This is a genomic window from Sporosarcina koreensis, assembly GCF_000826145.2.
In the GTDB taxonomy this organism is placed as follows: Bacteria; Bacillota; Bacilli; order Bacillales_A; family Planococcaceae; genus Sporosarcina; species Sporosarcina trichiuri.
Genome location: NZ_LN651335.1, coordinates 176,765 through 196,304, shown reverse-complemented (window position 1 = coordinate 196,304; position 19,540 = coordinate 176,765). Strand labels below are relative to the sequence as shown.

The following is a 19,540-nucleotide window of genomic DNA, read 5'->3' as shown; positions in this document are numbered from 1 at the left end:
TCACTCCTTTACGATATGTTTCAGAACAGAGGGCACAGAAAATGTCAACGTGGTACCGCCTTCAGGAGCCGGTGCGATATGAAGAGTTCCGTTGACAAAATCCAGACGTTCCCTCATGCCGTTCAATCCATTGCCCGGAAGCGAATCCCGGCCTTCCGTCAAACCGATTCCGTCATCCGTCACGGTGATGGCATACCTGTCGCCCGCAGGCTGGAATGTGATGGTGCAATGGTCGGCAAAGCTGTGTTTCACAATATTGGTGACAGTCTCTTTCATACACATGCTCAGCACATTTTCTGCAATCGGTGTGATCGACTCATAGACCGGATCTCCATGGACGGTCAGCTCGATTTCCGCAGCACCCAGCATCTGCCGGACACGGGCAAGTTCCTCGTTCAGACGCACGGCACGCATCGTCGAAACAAGTTCCCGCACCTCGTTCAGTGCGATGCTTGCTGTCTGCCGGATCTCCTGCAGCTCTTTTGCTGCGCGTACGGGATCCCGTTCAATCATTTTTCCCGCCAGATCGCTTTTCAGCCCGATCAGTGACAGTTTCTGACCAAGCGTATCATGCAGATCACGCGCAATCCGCTGCCGCTCGGCGACCAATGTCAGTTCAGAGATCCGTTCCTGTGCGTATTCAAGCTGTCCTTCCAGTTTCTCCTGCTTGTTGCGGTTATAGAGGTTGAACGGCAGCAGCACAACGCCGATCAGCGTCAGTATGAGAAAGTGGACCTGCGGCAGGAACAGCTCGATTTCGATGAAGAAACCGGCAACGATGGCGCCGATCATCACTGCGATATGGATACCATATATGATGAAAAAACCGACAGGCCGCCGGATGTTCCCGATGAAAAATGCGGTGAACAGCGAAAGGTAGACATACCCGTACAGCAGGGTGAGCCCTACATTGATAGCCATTTCAAGGCCGATCCACATATAGACGAGCCCGCTCTTCGACCGGAACGAAAATCGGTAACAGAGGAAGAACAGCAAGACCATCACGATGCCGAATCCGATATTTCCGGGGTCGGATGTCCGGAAGATGAAGAAAAACGGCAAAACGCAGAACACCACCCAAATATACCCGCTCAGCCATGGATTCCTGGGAAACAGGTTATACCAATTCTCCATCAGCACTCCTCCCTCCATGTTTGTTTTCAGTGTACCGGTTCAAACAGAAAAAAGCCATCTCACGCAAGAGACGGCTTCAGTCCTGTTATTTCGTTTCCAGTCTCGTTTTCTCCGCTTTCAGCTTGAGGGCCGGCGTCTTGGCATTCATGAGCCTGCGGACATCCCGGAATGTGACGAATGTTTTGTGTTCCGGGTCGTATAGCTTGTAGCGCAGCGACTCGAGACTTTTTTTCATATCAATCGTCGTGGCTTTCTGGAGAGGCGGTGTCAACTCGTGCGCCATTTCCAGATTGTAGTTCGGCACGCGCGGCGCCAGGTGATGGACATGGTGGAATCCGATGTTGCCGGTCGCCCACTGCAGAACCTTCGGCAGTTTGTAATACGAACTGCCTTCGACCGCCGCCTTGACATAATCCCATTCGGACTCTTCTTCGAAATAGGAATCCTCGAATGTATGCTGGATATAGAACAGCCAGATCCCGAGTGCGCCTGCAGTGAACATGGCGATTCCCTGAACGAACAGGAATGCCTGCCAGCCGGTCAGGAGGATCAGGGCTGTGTACAGCACGACAAGTGAACCGTTGATAAGATACGTGTTCATCCGTTCTTTCTTACGGGCATCTTTCCGGTTGAACCGGCTTGAGATCAGTACAAGATACAAGGGTCCAAATCCGAACATGATGAGGGGATTGCGGTAGAAACGGTAGCCGAGCCGTGTCCAGAACGAGGCTTCCTCGTATTCCCGGACTGTCATGACCCAGATATCACCGACGCCTCTTTTATCGAGGTTCGAGCTTGTCGCATGATGGATTGCATGTTCGCGCTTCCATTTTTCATAGGCGAACAGCGTAAGGATCCCTGTTATGGTTCCGACAATATCATTCGCTTTCTTATTCTTGAAAAACGAACCGTGCGTGCAGTCGTGGAAGATGATGAAGGTCCGGACAACAAAGAAAGATGCTGCAACACTGAATCCAGCCGACAGCCACATCGACACGGAGAATGCCTGCCAGGCCGCAGCCCATAGGATCACCAGCGGAAAAATCGTGTTCACGAGCTGCAGAATGCTTTTTTTCATATCGGATTTTGCGAACGGGGCTACACTTTTGTGCAGCTGTTTTGTCTTTTCTTTACTCATGACAGCCTCCCGGTAAGACGATCGAAAGCTCCGACCGTTCTGTGATACCTTTATTATAAAGAGAGGAAGGCAAACACAATAGACATGACTGTCATGAGTTTCGTATGTTAAGTGTCACACTTTGCGAAAAATTTCACAACACCGGTCATTTCAGCATGCCGCCATCCACTTCCAGAACTGTCCCGTTGATGAATGAGGCTTCATCGGAGGCCAGGAACAAGTAGGCGTTGGCGACATCGTCGGTTGTCCCCAGACGGGGTGCAGGCGTCAGCTGCCTCAGTTGAGCGACAACCTTTTCAGGGATCGTGTGGATCATCTCTGTCTCGATGAACCCCGGAGCGACCGCATTCACCGTGATGCCCTTCGGACCGAACTCCTTGGCCCATGTCCGGGTCATCCCGACAACCGCAGCTTTAGATGCTGCATAGTTCGCCTGGCCGATGTTGCCGCCCGTTCCTGCGATGGACGATGCACTGATGACCCGGCCGTATCCGGCTTCCGCCATACCTGGCAGAAACGCTTTTGTACAATTGAAGACGCCGGTCACATTGACATCGAGCACTTTTCGGAAGGCTTCAGCGTCCATTTTCAGCGTCATGGCGTCCATCGTGATGCCGGCATTGTTAATGAGGATATCGACACTGCCGAATTGTTGGACGATTGCTGCTGCCGCCTGTTCCACCTGCTGTTCATCCGACACATCCGCCTTGAAAAATGCAATATCATTCCCTTCCGCATGCAGCTGCCTTGCCAATGCATCCCCTGCCGTTTCGTCAAAGTCGATGATCGCCACTTGTGCCCCCTGCTCGCAGAACAAGCGGGCTGTCACAGCTCCGATTCCTTTTGCTCCGCCAGTGATCACAGCTGTCTTCCCGGTAATCCGCAATTCCATCGCCCTCTTCCTTTGTCTATCTGAGTATTCGAATCATACCATAACAGGACAAAAAAGGCATTCCGTTTTTTGGAATGCCTCTTGCGTTCAGGTATTCTGCTGCTCGGCCATTTGCAGGTTTTCCTGCTGGATATCGTAATGCGATGCATGCCAGGCGGCTTTCCCGCCTTTGATCAGGATTGCCTGGGGGGATTCATGTCTGACACCCAGGTCATCTGCGATTTGTTTTGAAATATCCTTCCCTGTCTGGACGACGACCATATATTTCGGGAGATCTGTGACATATCCCCTGAATGCTTCATAGCCCGCTGCACTGATAGGACACGTGCTGCTGTGTTTCAGTACAAACACCGGATGCTCATCGGATTGACGCAGGGCATCCTGCCATTCTTCTATCGTCTTCAGTTCGTTCATGTATATTTTCCCCTTTCCGGTACTCCTGCTGTATACAGTCTTCATTCTCTTTCCCCCCTGTGCATCTTTGATAAACAGTCCCCCGCTGTATCTTCTTTCATCTGCCGGACTCCATGGATATCGCTTGCATTTTGTCCGGCCGTTCGCAAGAATTAATAGGTAGTGAAATGATGTACAGAAAGGTTTGAATGCAATGCGTGTATTGACAGGCAGGTTGCTTACAGCCCTTGTCTCTTGCCTTATCCTGGCCGCTGTATTCGGCTATGTTGCCTACTCGATCGGAAGCGGAGGGATCGTACGGTTCGACAACGCGGTCATCAGTGCCGTGCAGGGCATGGAATCACCGGCGCTGACTGCTTTCATGAAATTCTTCACAGGCATCGGTTCAACGAAAACCGTGCTGGTGATCTGCGTGATTACGCTTGGCTTCCTCGTCTATTATCGTCAAAAAGCCCAGACGCTCCTGTTTGTCGTCGTGATCGGAGGGACGGCTGCGCTGAATACAGTACTGAAACTGTTCTTCCAGCGGGCGCGTCCGGACACGAACCGGCTGATTGAAATCAGCGGGTACTCGTTCCCGAGCGGACATACGATGATGGCCGCAAGTCTGTATGCAATACTTGCATATATACTATGGTGCAATCTCCGGCACACTGGACGGACCATCTGCTTGGCTGCTGCCGCCTTCATGATCGCCATGATCTGCATCAGCCGGATTTACCTTGGCGTCCACTATCCGAGTGACGTCGCAGGCGGTCTGTGCGCGAGTGCATTCTGGGTGATTGTCGCAACAAGCGTGTATTCGGGATACATCGATCGCAAATCACCGGCGGCAGGGCTCCCACGATGAGTGTGCGGCTTCAACTGACAGAGGAGGTGCCGTATGAACCCCTTCACTGAAAAAGCGGTCCGTACGATCCAGTCCATCCCAGAAGGCCATGTCATGACGTACGGACAAGTCGCCGCGGCTGCAGGCAACCGGCGGGGGGCCCGGCAGGTAGTCCGCATCCTGTACTCCATGAGCGTTTCCCACCGGCTGCCCTGGCACCGGATCATCAACGCGAAAGGCGGTATTTCCGCACCGGCAGACGCAGAAGAAAAAGGTATCCGCCAAAAACGGCTGCTGCTTTCGGAAGGGGTCGTTTTCCGGGAAGACGGCACCGTCGATCTGGAGAGATACCGGTGGTTCCCGCCGGACGCCAGCATGGAGTAGCTAGTTCTGATAGTACAAAAGGAGGTCCCTATGTGGTCTGATTTCAAGAAGTTTGCATTCAAAGGAAACATTTTTGATTTGGCGATCGGGGTGGTCATCGGCTCGGCATTCGGCAAGATCGTTTCCTCGTTAGTGGAAAACATCATTACGCCGCTGCTGGGCCTTCTGCTGCAGGGGATCGACTTCTCTGAGATGGCTTACCGGTTCCCCGGCACAAAAGCGATCATTACATATGGCGTCTTTCTGCAGTCCATCATCGATTTTCTTATCATCGCCTTCTCCATCTTCATCGTGATGCGTTTCCTTGCGAAGTTCAAGATCGAAGAGGCGGATGAACCGGACAATGCGGATTCCGTCGATGCGAAGGAAGAACTGCTGAAGGAAATCCGGGATCTGCTGAAAGCCCAGCAGTCCGCCGCTATGGAATGTGCAGCAGACGGACAGTCGGATCAGGGGAGGACACTTCCGCCGGATGCGGAAAGGGAAGGTCCTGAACCCAGCAGCCCTGGCCCTGACCGGGATTGATGGAATGGGCCCGTCATGGTACAGTTGAGTCAATGACCTGGTAAAGGAGGGGCTTTTTCATGTGGTTCGTGTATATTATGTTTGCACTATTCGCTTTTGTCCTCGTTGGAAGTGTGGCCGGCGTCGCACTGTCTTTCAAAAACCATAAATGAACAGAACAGGCTGCCCGACCGGGAGATCCATCCCCGTCAGGCAGCCTGTTTTAATGTTCCATTTCCATCCGCTGTCTCCGGTGCAGCCGACGGGCCGGTGCTGTTTCGAAAATCCGTTTCTCCCCTTCGCTTTCAGGGATGACACCGGGCACCGGTGTCGGACGGTTATCCGGTCCCATCGCTACCATTGTCAGGAACGATTCGGTGGTCATCTTCCGCTCGTTCGTCAGCGGATTGGCGGAGTGCACCATCACGTACACCTCCATCGATGTCCGGCCTGTCGAGCTGACATTCGCTTCGAGCTCGAGCACATCCCCCACCACTGCTGACGACAGGAAGTCGACAGAATCGATCGATGCGGTGACGACAGGTGTCCTTGCATGTTTCATCGCTGTAATTGCAGCAATTTCATCGATGTAGGCAAGCACCTTTCCCCCGAATATCGTGTCCAGGTGGTTCGCATCCGGCGGAAGTACCAATTTTGTCTGTATCGTTCTGGATTCGCTCATTTTACGTGGTTCCATCATGTCAAGTCCCTTTCTGCGTGAAGTTTTTCTGCATGGTTTCAACTGTATGCCCGCTTACGTATACCGCCGGACAGCGCACAGTCTTTCTGCATACGCCGTATTCTTCAGCTCATCAAGTACGACGGCCCCCCGCTTCGATGAGGTGGCATGGATCATCTGCCCGTCTCCATAGTAGAAGCCGACATGGGTAATACGGTCGGATTCCTCCCCTGTGAAGAACAGCAGATCACCGCGCTGCCAGGCAGCCTGTGTATCGGGAGGGACTGCCTCGCCTTCGGCTGCCTGATCGCCCGCGTCCCTCGAGAGATACAGCCCGCATGACTTGAACATATTGTATGTCAATCCGGAACAGTCATACCCGTACGAGGACATGCCTCCCCAGAAGTAGGGCAGGTCGAGGAACTCGACAGCCCGCTCCGCTGCTTCAGCGGCCGTTTGTTTCTGAAAATGATGGATTGACGTTGCGGCAGTTATATCCTGTTCCCGCAGCAGCCGCTCACCATGGGGTGTTGCAACGGCCGCCCAGCCGTCCCGCATCCCGAGCAGCGGCAAGATTGAATTGAACGGGATGACCAGTGCATCCGGCTGACCGTCCGTGCGCCATACTTGGCACTTCGGGACGTCGGTTCTGACAACGCCTTCCGGATCATCGAGCGGTTCCGACTCTTTCAGCTGGGCGGCAGGCACCCATCCCGGATACCCCCGCTCGTCTTTCACGGAACGCTGCCAGACCGCAATCACTTTCGCCCATCCGTCTTCGATTGAATCGACGATCACCGGCTCCCCATACAGCAGCTGGCTCTGGACCCGGCTCTCTTTGCAGAGCGCAAACCGGTCGTCCTGGGTCATCGCAGAAATCCAGTCATTCATGCTCTGCGGCGCAGCGGTTCCCGCCTCATCCATCGGGTGACGCACCGACTCCGGTGATGTCCAGATCGTCGCTACAGGTACGGCACACACCCACATTGATTCTGCTTGTTCCATTATCAATCAGCTCCTTCTCCGTTTCACTCGATGCCTGGCAGGATCGTCAGCGTTTTTCCGTCGGCATCCAGGCGGGCTGTTGCACCGAGCGGCACAGCGAAATGCGGTTCACAGTGACCGATTTTGAATCCGCTGACGACCGGTTTCCCGAGTGATGCTGTATAAAACTCCAATACGTTCTCCAATGACTGGGACGGTTTCTTCTTCGGTTCAGCATCCGCGAAATCCCCGATGACAATTCCTGCAGCATCTGCGAATTTCCCCGCGAGACGCAGCTGGTTCATGAGGTTATCGACACGGTACGGCTCTTCCCCGACATCCTCGATGAGCAGGATCTTGCCCTTCGTGTCGATTTCGAACTTCGTCCCGATGCCGCTTGCCAGCAGGGATAGGTTCCCGCCGGTCAGCTCGCCGGAGACGACGCCTCCTGACATTGAACGGAGCGGACTGATATCTTCCGAATAATGGAGTTCCATCGGCTCGAACAGCTGCCGGAACAGTTTCGCGGACAGTTCGCTGAACGTATCTTTGCCGACACAGGATGCGAGCATAGGACCATGGAACGTCACAAGACCGGAATACTTGGCGATCGCCGTATGGAGAAACGTGATATCACTGAAGCCCCAGAAAATTTTCGGATTTTCAGAGATCAGCTGGTAATCCAGCCTGTCGGCGTAGCGGGCGGAACCGTATCCTCCGCCGGCACAGATGATGCCGTCGATTTCAGGATCTGCAAACATCGATTCAATATCCGCCAGCCGGTCATCATCTTCCCCGGCCAAGTACCCGTTGACATCCTTGACGTGTTCGCCAAGTTTCCACTTCAGTCCCAGCTGCTCCAGGAATACATACGAGCGCTCCAGGCTTTCCTGATTGGGCGGGCTGGACGGAGAGACGATGCCGATCGTATCTCCGCGCTGCAGCCGTTTCGGTGTGAGTTTCAAACTGTTTCCTCCTTAGATTGATTGCGTTTCTATCAAGTCTATCATATAACGTGAACAAAAAAAGCAGCCCGGGGCCGTCTTACAGAAGACTTGTCCGGACTCCTCCAGTTGTCGCAGTAAAAGTTATGAGAGGGCGGAAGTTGTGGAGGCGGCGATAGTTGCGATGGTGGCAGCCAGGATCGCCTGCCTGATGAGCACTTGGAGTTTTCTTGGAACCCCGGCAGCTTGGCCCTGCTCCATGTACTGCTGCAGCAGATACCCTGTGCCGAATGAGAAGGCCAATGTCTTGTGCCATTTGAACAAGTCCTCTTTCGCCAGGCAGTTCGCCAGACTGATAAGTTCCTCGATCTGAGCTTCATTGCAATCCAGTATGACCATGAAACCGATCAGCGGATAATGCATCGGTTTCAGATTGACACGCTTATGTACATGCTTCAGCAGCTGCTTGGCACGGTCAATCCGTTTTTCTTCGAACGTACAGCGGTCGATTGTCAGCACTTGCGAGAGCCATTGCAGTTCCGTCCCTGACCTGAAACCGGTTCCGTTCAACTCATCATAATACTTGCGCATCAATGAAGCCTGTTCTGCCGGATCATTGTTCAGCTTGCCCAGCAGCATGGCGTAAGAGTAATCTTCATCCGACGTCAGCAGGAAATGCTGTTTCTTCATCTCATTGTACAGCCGTTTCGCCTGTACGGCTTCGGTTTGGTAGGTTGCGGGGACGGGGGTCATCAGCATGGCTGCCAGGAAGGAATGGACCGTGTTCTTGAATCCAGCTTTCCTCAGCACCTGCTGCCGTTCAAACAAGCCGCTGACAGCCTGCTCTGCCGGCATTCCGGCGGTATCCAGGAACGACGCGAGCATCGGCAGGAAATTCCCCCGCACCGGGGACAGCCAGCCGGCTCTCTTCTTCAGCTCATCCATCGTACAAAGAAAACTTTCCGCATCAAAATCCTGCTGTGCCAGCACGTAATAGGCCGATGTCGTCAGCACCACTTTTGCATCGACCGTCCAGCCTGCAAGTGACGTCACTTTTTCATGGGTCCACACCAGCTCGGCGTTCACTGTTTTCCAGTCCATCCCGTCCCCTCCTTTCCTAAGTTGTACGTATGCAACAGGGAAAAGTTTCATGCGTTCCTCTTTACAAGGCGATACCGTCAAGGATCTTTCAGGAGCGGATCGGTGTCCGTCCCGCTTCGGCCAATTGCCGGATGGTGTCCGGGTTCCCTTTGTGGAATGCGCTCACCACCGCACTGCCGACGATGACGCCATCGGCAAGTTGTTGGAATTCAACGATCTGCCCGGGAGATGAAATGCCGAAACCGGCGAGCACGGGAACGCGGGCAATTTCCCGTAATGACTTCAGATGGCCTGACAGGCTGCCGTCAAATCCGCTGCGCACCCCGGTGACACCGTTGACGGTCACAGCATAGATGAACCCTTCCGCATCACGAGCGATCTTTTCGATCCGCTCCTTCGAACTTGTCAGGGAAATGAGCGGAATCAGCGCAATATCAGTCCCTTTCAGAACACCCGCTGCCATTTCCCTTTCCTCATGCGGCAGATCCGGGATGATCAGCCCTTTCACCCCAGCCCGGCCGCAGGCATCCGCAAACTCGGAGAGACCATATGCGAGCACTGGATTCAAGTAGGTCATCAGGACAATCGGCACGTCATGCGCCTGCATCGTCAGTTCCTCCAAGACACGGCGAAGCGTCACTCCGGCAGACAGCGCCCGTTCGCCCGCTTCCTGGATGACTTCCCCGTCTGCGGCCGGGTCGGAGAACGGGATGCCGAGCTCCACTGCATCCGCACCGATCCCTTCCAGATACCCGATCCTCTCATGCAGGATACCGAGACCGCCGTCGCCCGCCATCATATAGGGAACGAATAAGGGGCGTCCTGCTGATTTCTTCTCTTGCAGTGCAGCTGTCAATGTATGCTGTGTCATCGGTTCCCACCTCCCAGTGCTTCCCGTACGGTCTGCATATCCTTGTCACCGCGGCCTGACAGGCAGACGACCACTATCTGTTCCGGGTTCATCTTTCCCGCAAGCCCGCATGCGAAATGAATGGCATGCGCACTTTCGAGCGCCGGGATGATCCCTTCCGTGCGTGACAGCAGCTGCAGTCCTTCCAGTGCTTCTGCATCAGTTGCTGACGTGTAGGTCACTCTGCCGATATCATGCAGGTGGCAGTGTTCCGGTCCTGCTGCCGGGTAGTCCAGCCCGGCCGAAATGGAATGGGCTTCCTGGATAAGTCCGTCATCGTCTTGCAGTACATACATATACGCTCCGTGCAGCACGCCTTCTTTCGCTTCCGCCATCGCGGATGCATGTTTGCCTGTGGACAGACCGCCGCCTGCCGCCTCGACGCCGTACAGTGCGACTTCCCTGTCCTCCACAAACGGATGGAACATGCCAATCGCATTGCTGCCGCCTCCAATGCAGGCGACAACCGCATCCGGAAGCCGGTGCTCTTTTTCAAGGATCTGCCGTTTCGTCTCCCGGCCGATCACCTGCTGGAAATCCCTCACGATTTTCGGGAACGGATGAGGACCGAGTGCGGAACCGAGAATGTAATGGGTGTCTTCCACATTCGCCACCCAGTAGCGCATCGCTTCATTGACTGCATCTTTCAGTGTTCCGGATCCCTTGCTGACCGATTCCACCTTGGCACCGAGAAGCTCCATCCGGAACACATTCGGCTCCTGACGGCGGATATCCTCTTCCCCCATGAACACGACACAATCCATTCCGAGCAGCGCACATGCGGTCGCTGTCGCGACACCGTGCTGCCCGGCGCCGGTTTCCGCAACGACTTTCCGCTTGCCCATGCGCTTTGCGAGCAGTGCCTGGCCGAGTGCGTTGTTGATCTTATGGGCGCCTGTATGGTTCAGGTCTTCCCGTTTAAGATAGATCCTGGCTCCTCCTGCAGCTTCTGTCAGACGTGAAGCGAAATAGAGGGGGGTCTCCCGTCCGACATAATTTTTCAGGTATCCGTCCAGCTCTTTATGGAAATCCTGATCTGCGATCGCCGTTTCGTGCGCTTCTTCGAGTTCCGCCAATGCACCCATCAATGTTTCAGGGACGTATTGTCCGCCAAACCGTCCATATCTACCTTTACCCTCTGCTGTCTGTATCATGCTCATCTCTCCTCACTTTGTCTGCTTCACCCGGCGGATGAAGGCCCGGATCAGCTGCTCGTCTTTTCTCTTGTTGTACTCAACACCGCTTGACACGTCGACCATGGCAGGCTTCAATCGCCTGATCGCTTCGCCGACGTTCCCGGCGTCCAGGCCGCCTGCGAGGATATAGGGACGCTCCGCGAAGACTGACCCTTCCAGCAGCTCCCAGTCGAACTTCCGGCCGCTGCCGCCTTCATATTCAAGTCCCGGGGCATCGAACAGCGGCATGGCCCGGCTCCCGGCTGCCTTGCTCAGGTCCGAGCCGGTCCGGACGGAGATTGCTTTCACTGCCGGCAGTCCGACGATTGCCATATCCTCTTCCGTTTCGCTGCCGTGGTACTGGATCATATCGAGCCCGGCGATTTCAGCCGTCCTCCGGATCTCTTCCGCCGGGGCATCGACGAACACCCCGACTTTCAGGACCGCCGACGGAATCTCCTGTGCCAGCTCGGCCGCCTTTTCCGGCGTGATCCGCCTGCTCGACGGGGCGAATACGAACCCGATGGCATCTGCGCCGGCCTGCACAGCTGCCCGGACATGGGCCGCTTCCATCAGTCCGCAGATTTTCACTTTCGTCATCACAGGTCCTCCTTCCGCTGCACTTGGAGCGTACGCAGCATCTGTACGGGATCAGGGCTTTTCATAAGCGCTTCACCAACGAGGATGCCCGATGCACCTGCTGCCGCAGCCCGTTCGGCCTCAGCCGGGCCGAAAATCCCGCTTTCGCTGATAAGTACTTGCTGTCCGTCGAACGGGAATGCCCCGGTTATTTTTTCAGTCTGGATGAGATCGACTTCGAAGGTCCGCAGGTCGCGGTTGTTGACGCCGATCAGCCGGGCTCCCGTGCCAAGTGCACGCGTCAGCTCCTGTTCACTGTGCACTTCCATCAGCACCTCCAGTCCAAGAGATTCCGCATATTCGAACAAAGCCGTCAGTTCCGCATCCGGCAAGGCTGCTGCAATCAGAAGGATCACCGAAGCCCCTGCCGCTTTCGCCCTGTCGATCTGGACTGGATGGATGATGAAATCCTTGCACAGGACGGGGATTCCGACAGCCTCTGCTGCAGCGGTCAGGTCGTCATAGGAACCGCTGAAGAACTTCGAATCGGTCAGGACGGAGATGCATGCGGCACCGGCCTCTTCGTACAGCCTTGCCTGATGCACCGGGTCCACCGCCGCCTGGATCTCTCCTTTCGACGGGGAGGCCCGTTTGATCTCCGCAATGACCTGCAGGTGCTCCGTCTTCCGCAGCGTCTGCAGCAGGGACGGCCGCGGTTTGTCAGTGCGATGGATGACCGGACCCTTTTGCTTCAGCAGCTCCGCAACTTCCTTTTCTTTCTCTTGCAGGATCGTATCGAGGATTGTCATCACCCCACCGCCTTTCTTCCGACTTGCCGGCAATAGGCGATCACGTCTGACAGCTGCTGAGCGGCCTTCCCACTGGAGATGCACTCTCTCGCAGCTTCGACACCTTCCCTCACCGTCGGAACCGCTCCTTGCGCGAACAGACCGATGCCTGCATTCAGCAGCACGATATCCAGCTTCGGACCTTGCTTCCCTTCGAGGACGGAGCGGATGATACCGGCGTTCTCTGCGGCATCACCGCCCTTCACTTCCTCAAGACCGGCGCGTGCCAGGCCGGCATCCTCCGGTGTCAGGCTGAAGGGGATCAGGTCTCCGCGGTCTGCCAGAACGAGCGTATTGCGGCCCGCCAGCGATGCTTCATCGAGTCCGCCCGCACCGCAGACGACCACTGCCCGCTCCCGTCCCGCCATACTCAGCACTGCTGCATAATCCATGACGAACTCCTTCCGGGAGATGCCCGTGTATTGGGATGACAACGTCGTCGGGTTCGCGAGCGGTCCGACCAGGTTGAAGACTGTCGGACTGCCGATCTGCCGCCGGATTTCTCCGATCCGTTTCAATTTCGGATGATAGGCTTGCGCAAACAGGAACGCCATCCCTGTTTCCTCCATCATCCCTTCGGTTTCAGCGATACTCAGATCATTCGGAATGCCGAGAGCTTCCAGTACATCGAAACTTCCCGCCCTGCTGGACACTTTCCGGTTGCCGTGTTTTGCAACCCGGACGCCTGCCGCTGCCAGAACGAACGCTGAGGCCGTACTGATATTGAAACTCCCGGAACCGTCGCCGCCGGTGCCGCAGTTATCGAAGCAGGGGGTTCCCGGCAGATCCGGCCGGATGGCATGACGATTCATGACTGACGCAAGTGCGGCAACTTCGGAGGCGGTCTCCCCTTTCTGTGCCAGTGCTTTCAGGAACTCGATGATTTCGGCTGTTTCCGTCTCTTCCCGGAACAGCTCCTCTGCTGCCTGCTCCATCTCGCTGAACGTCAAATTCCGGTTCGCCCGGATTGTTTCTGTATAGTTTTTCATCACTCATCTCTCCTGTCTCTTCTCATCTCATGTTTTCATAGTCGTACAGCTGTCATTTACACGTCCTGGCGACTGAGCGCCGTCAGGGATCTTGACTTGTAGACCGTTTCCAAGTATTCGTTGTGCGGAACCGATGCAGCTACGATGCCGGCGCCCGCCTGTACGTATGCCCGGCCGTTCCGGATAATCATTGTCCGGATGGCGAGCGCTGCATCCAGATTGCCGTTCAGACCGATATAGCCGATTGCCCCTCCGTAGACGCCTCTTGGCATTCTCTCAATCTTGCGGATCCATTCCATCGCTGTGCGTTTCGGGTTCCCCGTCACTGTCCCTGCCGGCAGACAGGCTTCGAGGGCATCCACCGCATGATTGCCGGGAGCGAGCTGACCTTCCAGTTCAGAGACCAGATGCATGACATGCTCATACCGGATCGTCTCCTGATACGCAGCAATCCGCACAGTCCCTTTTTCGCAGAACTGCTCCATCTCCAATTTGCCCGACTCGACCAGCATATCGTGCTCCGCCAGCTCTTTCGGATCGTTCCGAAGAGAAGTTTCCAGCGCCTCATCGTCCTGACGGTCTCTCCCGCGCGGCCGTGTTCCGGCAATCGGGTTCGTCTGCACAATTCCCTGCAGCACTTTGACAAGACTTTCCGGGGAGGCGCCGAGGATGATCTGCTCATCGGATTCCAAGTAATACATGTACGGCGATGGGTTCTGCTGCCGCAGCCGTTCATAGACGGCAAGCGGATCACCCGTCACGTCCGCTTCCATCCGACGGGACAGGACGATCTGCTCCGCGCCGCCGCCATGGATGACATCGAGCGCGGTCTGGACATCCGCCTCGAACTCACGTTGCGATACGCCGCTCCGGAATGCAGATAATTCAGCCGTTCCGCCGCTCTCATTTTCGTCTTCCGAGAGCAATCGTCCTGCAATCGTCTCAAGGTCCATTTCTTCCGGCGTTTCTGTGAGTTCCGTATGGCGGACGGTCACTTCATCCAGCTGATGGTCGAAGATGATGATTGTATCGTAGAGGTGATACAGCGCACTCGGCTCCGCCCCATCACTGGCAGATTGAGGATCACCCGCCTCATAGCTGACGTATCCGACCGCTCCGCCCGTGAATGGAAACGGGGAATCATCCTGGACTCTCGGAATCAGCTGCTTCAATAAGCTGAACAGCTCCCCTTCGTGAAAGACCGATGTCCCTTTCCGATAGTCGATCTCCTGCAGTCCGTCCGCCCGTCCTTTATATGATTTGATCGGATCCGCTCCGATGAATGAATAGCGGGCATGCTCTCCGTCACCTGCCGAACTCTCGAGCAGGAAACACCGTTCACCGCCCAGCCGTCTCAGGAGCTGTACAGGTGTCAGCCCTTTGCCGTCCATCTTCTTTTCTGTCACTCTGCTAGTCATTCGTTCCGCTTCCATCTCCATCTCTCCTGTTCTGTCGGACAACGACAAAAAGCCCCCTGCCCGAAGACCATGAAGTCTCCTTGCAGAGGACGGAAATTCCGCGTTGCCACCTCTATTGGAATGCATGCGCATTCCCGCTTTGCGTGCTGTATGTGCACTTCCCGTAACGAGGGAATGACGTCCGAAAAAACCAGTATTAGGTCTCTCCAGCTCTCCTAAGCCCATTCACATCACGGGTGCGATCGGTTTCCACCAGCTGCCGACTCTCTGTACGCGCCTGCTGTGATGCTACTTTTCTTATTCGATGATTTCTCAGCTATGCTCTTCTCTGCTAATCTCAGCTCTCCGTGGGTGGTCCCGCTCCCGGCACCGGCTGCCCATCTGAAAGTTGTCACCAATCTTACCGCTTCACAATCAGTCTGTCAAACATTTTCTTTTCCGAAAACTCAAAAACGCTTGCGAAGTCTTTGTCGGGAGCTTGAAAACGGGCTACAATAGAAAAAAAGCGGGATGGAGTGGGACGGACTATGCGTATCAATAAATTCCTGAGCGAAGCGGGCATCGTATCACGCCGCGGAGCGGATAAATGGATCGACGAAGGACGGGTGGTCATCAACGGCAGGCCCGCGGAGTTAGGAAGTCAGGTGGCTGCAGGCGACCAGGTGGAAGTGGACGGCAAACCGGTTGCCGCACAAGAGCAGCTCGTCTATATCATGCTGAACAAACCGGTCGGCATCACGAGTACGACCGAACGCCATGTGAAAGGGAACGTCGTGGATTTCGTCAATCATCCGCTGCGCATCTTCCATATCGGCCGTCTCGACAAAGATTCCGATGGCCTGCTGCTTCTGACGAACGATGGGGATATCGTTAACGAAATCCTGCGCGAGGAGCATGGGCACGAGAAGGAATACATCGTGACGGTCGACCATCCGATCACGGACAGTTTCATCCGCCAGATGGAACAGGGGGTCGCCATCCTGGATACGGTGACGAAGCCCTGCAAAGTCAAAAAGCTCGGTGCCCGGAAATTCAATATCACCCTGACACAGGGGTTGAACCGTCAAATACGTCGGATGTGCTCAGCGCTCGGCTACAATGTCGTCAGTCTCCGCCGGATGCGTATCATGAATCTCAAGCTCGGAAGTCTGCCTGTCGGCCAATGGCGGGACCTGACGGAGACGGAACGTACCAACTTGTTCAAAGAGCTGAACTATACGCCGAAACGCTGAAAAACCGCTGCCTGATAAAACTGCAGGCAGCGGTTTTTTCTCTGATTCAGACGTTGACCATTTCAAGGAACTGCCGCGTCCGTTCATTTGTCGAATGATTGAAAAATGTATCGGGATCTGCATCTTCGATGATGACGCCTTCGTTCAGCATGATGATCCGGTCCGCCACTTCTTTCGCGAACTTCATCTCATGGGTGACGACGACCATCGTCATCCCTTCTTCCGCGAGTTCCTGCATAACCTGCAGAACTTCACCGACGAGTTCCGGGTCAAGTGCGGACGTCGGCTCGTCGAACAACAGGGCCTTCGGTTCCATCGCGAGGGCCCTGGCGATGGCGACACGCTGCTTCTGTCCGCCCGACAGCTTGTTCGGGTAGACGTCCGCTTTGTCGGACAGGCCGACTTTCCCAAGAATCTCCATCGCTTTCGTCTTCGCCTTGCCTTTGTCTTCCTTCTTGACGATGACCGGGGCCTCCATGACATTCTCCAGCACCGTCTTATGCGGGAAGAGGTTGAAGTGCTGGAACACCATACCGACTTCCGCCCTGACTTTCGACAGGTCATCCTTTTTCTGATCGACCGGTTTTCCGTCGATTGTAATCACACCGTCGTTCGTCAGCTCCAGAAAATTGAGGCAGCGCAAGAATGTGCTCTTGCCGGATCCGCTGACACCGACCATGACGACCACTTCGCCGGGATGCACTTCCATGTCGATTCCTTTCAGCACTTCCAGCTTACCGAACGACTTATGGATATTTTCTGCTTTGATCATCGTATCTGCCTCCATTATTTGTCCACGTCCAGTTTGTTCTCATACCATCTGAGCAGCGCTGTGAAGATCATGACGAGCACGAGGTAATACAGGCCGACCACGAGGAACGTCTCAAGTGGCAGGAAGGAGGAAGCGGCCTCCCGGTTCGCAAGACCGAAGAGCTCCGATACACCGATCACATAGACAAGTGAGGAGTCTTTCAGCGTAATGATGAACTGGTTGCCGAGCGGCGGAATGGCCCGCCGAAGGGCTTGCGGAAAGATGATCCGGCGCATCGTCTGCGTCCGGTTCATGCCGAGTGCAAGACTCGCTTCCCGCTGACCTCTGTCGACCCCCTGGATTGACCCCCGGAAAATTTCCGCAATGTACGCACCATTGTGGATACCAAGTGCGATCGCTCCGGCCCAGAAGTTGGACAGGATGATGATCGATGTGATTCCGTAGTATAGAAACATGATCTGCACAATCAGCGGTGTCCCGCGGATTATGTTGATATATAGATTTGCGATCGTCTGCAGGATCTTGGAATTCGAGATCTTCATGAGCGCGAACAAGAGTCCGAGCAATGTACCGATCACGACAGCGATTGCCGTGATTTCGATTGTCAGCAGACCCGCTTCCAGAAATCCTTTGTACGTCCGTATGAACACTTCATATATCGTCACGAGAACTTCAGGCACCGGCACACCCACTCTCTGTCAAACATACCGTCATATCATTCATATCATTCATATCACTCATTCCAACAATTCGACACCTTCCAGATCGATATCCAGAAGATCGCGGTCGAACCACTTCTCTGAGATCTCTTTGTATTTCCCTTCGTCAACGAGCTCTTTCAGCGCCTTATCGATCGCTTCTGTCAACTCCTTGTTGTCTTTGCGGACGGCAATCGACGGCTGCTCCACCCACAGTGGCTTGCCGACTTCCTTGATAGCGAATCCATTATCGATGGCTTCATAGCCGACAATGTCCGCTGTGATGACCGCATCCAGGCGGTTTTCGACAGTCAGGTCTTTCAGCGCGACGACGTCACTGCTGTAGTACTGGATATTGTCCGACAGCTCTTTCGCAGGCTCCTCATAGGTCGACTGTGCAACGACACCGATCTTCTTTCCTTCCAGATCTTCCGGTGTTTTGATATCTTCGTTGTCTTTCGATACCCAGATCATGCCGCCGGAGTAATAATAGGGCTCCGTGAAATCAGCCTGCTCGGCCCGTTTTTTCGTATAGGCCATCGATCCGATGATTGCGTCGTATTTCTTTGCGACGAGCCCCTGGAGGATCGTCTCGAATGGGTTCGTGACTGGCACTGGGTCCAGGCCGAGCTTATCGGCGATCGCTTCACCGATCTCGATATCGAACCCTGTCAATTTCCCATTATCTTCATAACTGAACGGCTTGTACACACCGCTTGCTGCGTACGTGAACTTCCCCTTTTTCACTAATTCATAACCGGCATCCTTCGAGCCGCTGTCGCTGCCTGACGCTTTGCCGTCATCGTCTTTGCCGCATGCTGCCAGCAGAAGGACGGACGCTGCAAGCATGAGCAGCATCATCTTGAATTTTCCCATTCTCTGAAACTCCCCTTTGTCTGCCATCCGGCTTTTTTGACACTCTATCTCCCATTACCCTGCATGAATTCTTGTAAACGTGAAAATTGAAATAACCGTAATCTTTTTGTAACAATTACTGCCAGTCATCCTGTCACTCTAGTAATTCTGCGTTTTCCAAATCTATATCGAGCAGATCCCGGTCAAACCATTTCTCGGAAATTTCCTTGTATGTGCCTTCATCGATCAGTTCTTGCAATGCATCATCGATCGCCTGCCGCAATCCGTCATTGTCCTTCCTGACAGCAATGGACGGCTGTTCCACCTAGAGCGGTTTGCCCACTTCCTTGATGGCAAACCCTTTGTCGATTGCTTCATAGCCGACAATGTCAGCGGTAATAACGGCGTCCAGCCTGTTTCCGACAGTCAGGTCTTTCAGCGCCACCTGGTCTGCACTGTAGTATTGAAGATTATCTGATAGTGTTTCGGCCGGTTTTTCATAGGTTGTTTCCGCGCCGACTCCGATTTTCTTCCCTTTCACGTCTTCGGGGGTTTTAATATCGTTGTTGTCTTCTGCGACCCAGATCATGCCGCCTGAATAGTAATAGGGTTTAGTGAAGGCTGCCTGCTCGGCCCGTTTTTTCGTATAGGCCATCGAGCCGATGATGGCATCATATTTCTTCGCCACCAGGCCGGGCAGGATTGTTTGGAATGGATTTGTTACGGGGTCAGGCTCAAGACCGAGCTTATCAGCGATTGCTTCGCCGATTTCAATATCGAATCCTGTCAGCTTTCCGTTCTCCTCATAATTGAACGGTTTGTACTCACCGCTGGACGCGAACGTCAGCTTCCCTTTCTTCACCAACTCGTAATCTGCATCGTCATCCGAACCCGCAGAGCCCCCGCCGCACGCACCAAGCAGCAGAGCACCCGCGAGCATCATACTTCCGATCGACCACTTCTTCATGAATTCCATCCACTCCTTATTTTAGGTTAACGTCTATTAAAACATGAAATTTCTGAAATGTGAAATCGGATTTCTTGTATTCTTGCTTATTTCT

The 19,540-nt window shown here is 54.5% G+C and carries 22 protein-coding genes, 1 pseudogene and 1 other annotated feature; of the genes and pseudogenes, 4 read left to right on the top strand and 19 right to left on the bottom strand.

The features are described 5' to 3' along the window. The 4 genes from BN1190_RS02445 to ytxJ all read right to left on the bottom strand — a co-directional run bounded on the left by BN1190_RS02445 (position 1) and on the right by ytxJ (position 3,578). Positions 1–1,134 (bottom strand): sensor histidine kinase, encoded by a 1,134-nt coding sequence (locus BN1190_RS02445; RefSeq protein WP_040285431.1) that lies wholly within the window; start codon positions 1,132–1,134, stop codon positions 1–3. Between the two features lie 85 nt (positions 1,135–1,219). Continuing rightward, positions 1,220–2,272, bottom strand: a complete 1,053-nt coding sequence (locus BN1190_RS02440) for a fatty acid desaturase (protein WP_040285430.1) — start codon at positions 2,270–2,272, stop codon at positions 1,220–1,222. Between the two features lie 145 nt (positions 2,273–2,417). Beyond that, on the bottom strand, positions 2,418–3,164 hold the full coding sequence (locus BN1190_RS02435; protein ID WP_338066423.1) for an SDR family NAD(P)-dependent oxidoreductase: 747 nt from the start codon (positions 3,162–3,164) through the stop codon (positions 2,418–2,420). Positions 3,165–3,251: 87 nt separating this feature from the next. Continuing rightward, entirely contained in the window at positions 3,252–3,578 is a 327-nt protein-coding gene (ytxJ, locus tag BN1190_RS02430) for a bacillithiol system redox-active protein YtxJ (RefSeq protein WP_040285657.1), read from the bottom strand. A gap of 193 nt (positions 3,579–3,771) precedes the next feature. On the opposite strand from ytxJ, the gene BN1190_RS02425 reads away from it, so the two are divergent. The 3 genes and pseudogenes from BN1190_RS02425 to mscL form a co-directional block, all read left to right on the top strand. Next, positions 3,772–4,428: a phosphatase PAP2 family protein gene (locus tag BN1190_RS02425; RefSeq protein WP_040285429.1), complete on the top strand. Its 657-nt coding sequence runs from the start codon at positions 3,772–3,774 to the stop codon at positions 4,426–4,428. A 33-nt stretch (positions 4,429–4,461) separates the two neighbouring features. Beyond that, on the top strand, positions 4,462–4,791 hold the full coding sequence (locus tag BN1190_RS02420; protein WP_040285428.1) for an MGMT family protein: 330 nt from the start codon (positions 4,462–4,464) through the stop codon (positions 4,789–4,791). A 30-nt stretch (positions 4,792–4,821) separates the two neighbouring features. Further along, a pseudogene (gene mscL / locus BN1190_RS02415) lies at positions 4,822–5,199 on the top strand (large conductance mechanosensitive channel protein MscL); the annotation flags it as partial. Positions 5,200–5,518: 319 nt separating this feature from the next. On the opposite strand, the gene BN1190_RS02410 reads toward mscL, so the two are convergent. The 10 genes from BN1190_RS02410 to BN1190_RS02365 form a co-directional block, all read right to left on the bottom strand. After that, positions 5,519–5,992 (bottom strand): acyl-CoA thioesterase, encoded by a 474-nt coding sequence (locus BN1190_RS02410; RefSeq protein ID WP_040285655.1) that lies wholly within the window; start codon positions 5,990–5,992, stop codon positions 5,519–5,521. A 57-nt stretch (positions 5,993–6,049) separates the two neighbouring features. Beyond that, a complete protein-coding gene (locus tag BN1190_RS02405) occupies positions 6,050–6,979 on the bottom strand; it encodes a C40 family peptidase (protein ID WP_040285427.1) in 930 nt (309 codons plus the stop codon). A 23-nt stretch (positions 6,980–7,002) separates the two neighbouring features. After that, a complete protein-coding gene (locus BN1190_RS02400) occupies positions 7,003–7,923 on the bottom strand; it encodes a S66 peptidase family protein (protein ID WP_040285426.1) in 921 nt (306 codons plus the stop codon). A gap of 123 nt (positions 7,924–8,046) precedes the next feature. Continuing rightward, complete coding sequence (locus BN1190_RS02395) at positions 8,047–9,003, bottom strand: DUF4003 family protein (RefSeq protein WP_040285425.1); 957 nt, start codon at positions 9,001–9,003, stop codon at positions 8,047–8,049. An 88-nt stretch (positions 9,004–9,091) separates the two neighbouring features. Beyond that, a complete protein-coding gene (gene trpA, locus BN1190_RS02390) occupies positions 9,092–9,874 on the bottom strand; it encodes a tryptophan synthase subunit alpha (RefSeq protein WP_040285424.1) in 783 nt (260 codons plus the stop codon). Beyond that, positions 9,871–11,067: a tryptophan synthase subunit beta gene (trpB, locus tag BN1190_RS02385; RefSeq protein ID WP_082023237.1), complete on the bottom strand. Its 1,197-nt coding sequence runs from the start codon at positions 11,065–11,067 to the stop codon at positions 9,871–9,873. The genes trpA and trpB overlap by 4 nt, the downstream gene beginning before the upstream one ends. 12 nt (positions 11,068–11,079) lie before the next feature. After that, positions 11,080–11,688 carry a phosphoribosylanthranilate isomerase gene (locus BN1190_RS02380; RefSeq protein ID WP_040285422.1) on the bottom strand — a complete coding sequence of 203 codons (609 nt, stop codon included), beginning with the start codon at positions 11,686–11,688 and terminating at the stop codon, positions 11,080–11,082. Beyond that, complete coding sequence (trpC, locus tag BN1190_RS02375) at positions 11,688–12,476, bottom strand: indole-3-glycerol phosphate synthase TrpC (RefSeq protein ID WP_040285421.1); 789 nt, start codon at positions 12,474–12,476, stop codon at positions 11,688–11,690. The genes BN1190_RS02380 and trpC overlap by 1 nt, the downstream gene beginning before the upstream one ends. Further along, positions 12,476–13,504, bottom strand: coding sequence for an anthranilate phosphoribosyltransferase (gene trpD, locus BN1190_RS02370; protein ID WP_040285420.1), 1,029 nt, complete (start codon positions 13,502–13,504; stop codon positions 12,476–12,478). The genes trpC and trpD overlap by 1 nt, the downstream gene beginning before the upstream one ends. A 56-nt stretch (positions 13,505–13,560) precedes the next feature. Further along, positions 13,561–14,964 carry an anthranilate synthase component I family protein gene (locus BN1190_RS02365; protein ID WP_244898660.1) on the bottom strand — a complete coding sequence of 468 codons (1,404 nt, stop codon included), beginning with the start codon at positions 14,962–14,964 and terminating at the stop codon, positions 13,561–13,563. A 40-nt stretch (positions 14,965–15,004) separates the two neighbouring features. Further along, positions 15,005–15,236 (bottom strand) — a binding site (T-box leader). Positions 15,237–15,449: 213 nt separating this feature from the next. Between BN1190_RS02365 and rluF the strand changes: the two genes are divergently transcribed. Next, positions 15,450–16,154 (top strand): 23S rRNA pseudouridine(2604) synthase RluF, encoded by a 705-nt coding sequence (gene rluF / locus BN1190_RS02360; protein WP_040285419.1) that lies wholly within the window; start codon positions 15,450–15,452, stop codon positions 16,152–16,154. Between the two features lie 46 nt (positions 16,155–16,200). On the opposite strand, the gene BN1190_RS02355 is transcribed toward rluF, so the two are convergent. The 5 genes from BN1190_RS02355 to BN1190_RS02340 form a co-directional block, all read right to left on the bottom strand. Continuing rightward, positions 16,201–16,926 (bottom strand): amino acid ABC transporter ATP-binding protein, encoded by a 726-nt coding sequence (locus BN1190_RS02355; RefSeq protein WP_040285418.1) that lies wholly within the window; start codon positions 16,924–16,926, stop codon positions 16,201–16,203. A 14-nt stretch (positions 16,927–16,940) separates the two neighbouring features. Then, on the bottom strand, positions 16,941–17,606 hold the full coding sequence (locus BN1190_RS02350; RefSeq protein ID WP_040285653.1) for an amino acid ABC transporter permease: 666 nt from the start codon (positions 17,604–17,606) through the stop codon (positions 16,941–16,943). A gap of 57 nt (positions 17,607–17,663) precedes the next feature. Continuing rightward, the gene (locus BN1190_RS02345) at positions 17,664–18,500 is read right to left on the bottom strand and encodes a transporter substrate-binding domain-containing protein (protein ID WP_040285417.1); all 837 of its coding nucleotides are present in this window, start codon (positions 18,498–18,500) and stop codon (positions 17,664–17,666) included. A 133-nt stretch (positions 18,501–18,633) separates the two neighbouring features. Continuing rightward, positions 18,634–18,804 carry a transporter substrate-binding domain-containing protein gene (locus tag BN1190_RS15365; RefSeq protein WP_425313916.1) on the bottom strand — a complete coding sequence of 57 codons (171 nt, stop codon included), beginning with the start codon at positions 18,802–18,804 and terminating at the stop codon, positions 18,634–18,636. Further along, positions 18,805–19,446, bottom strand: a complete 642-nt coding sequence (locus BN1190_RS02340; protein WP_425313915.1) for a transporter substrate-binding domain-containing protein — start codon at positions 19,444–19,446, stop codon at positions 18,805–18,807. It abuts the gene before it with no gap. Positions 19,447–19,540: the final 94 nt, after the last annotated feature.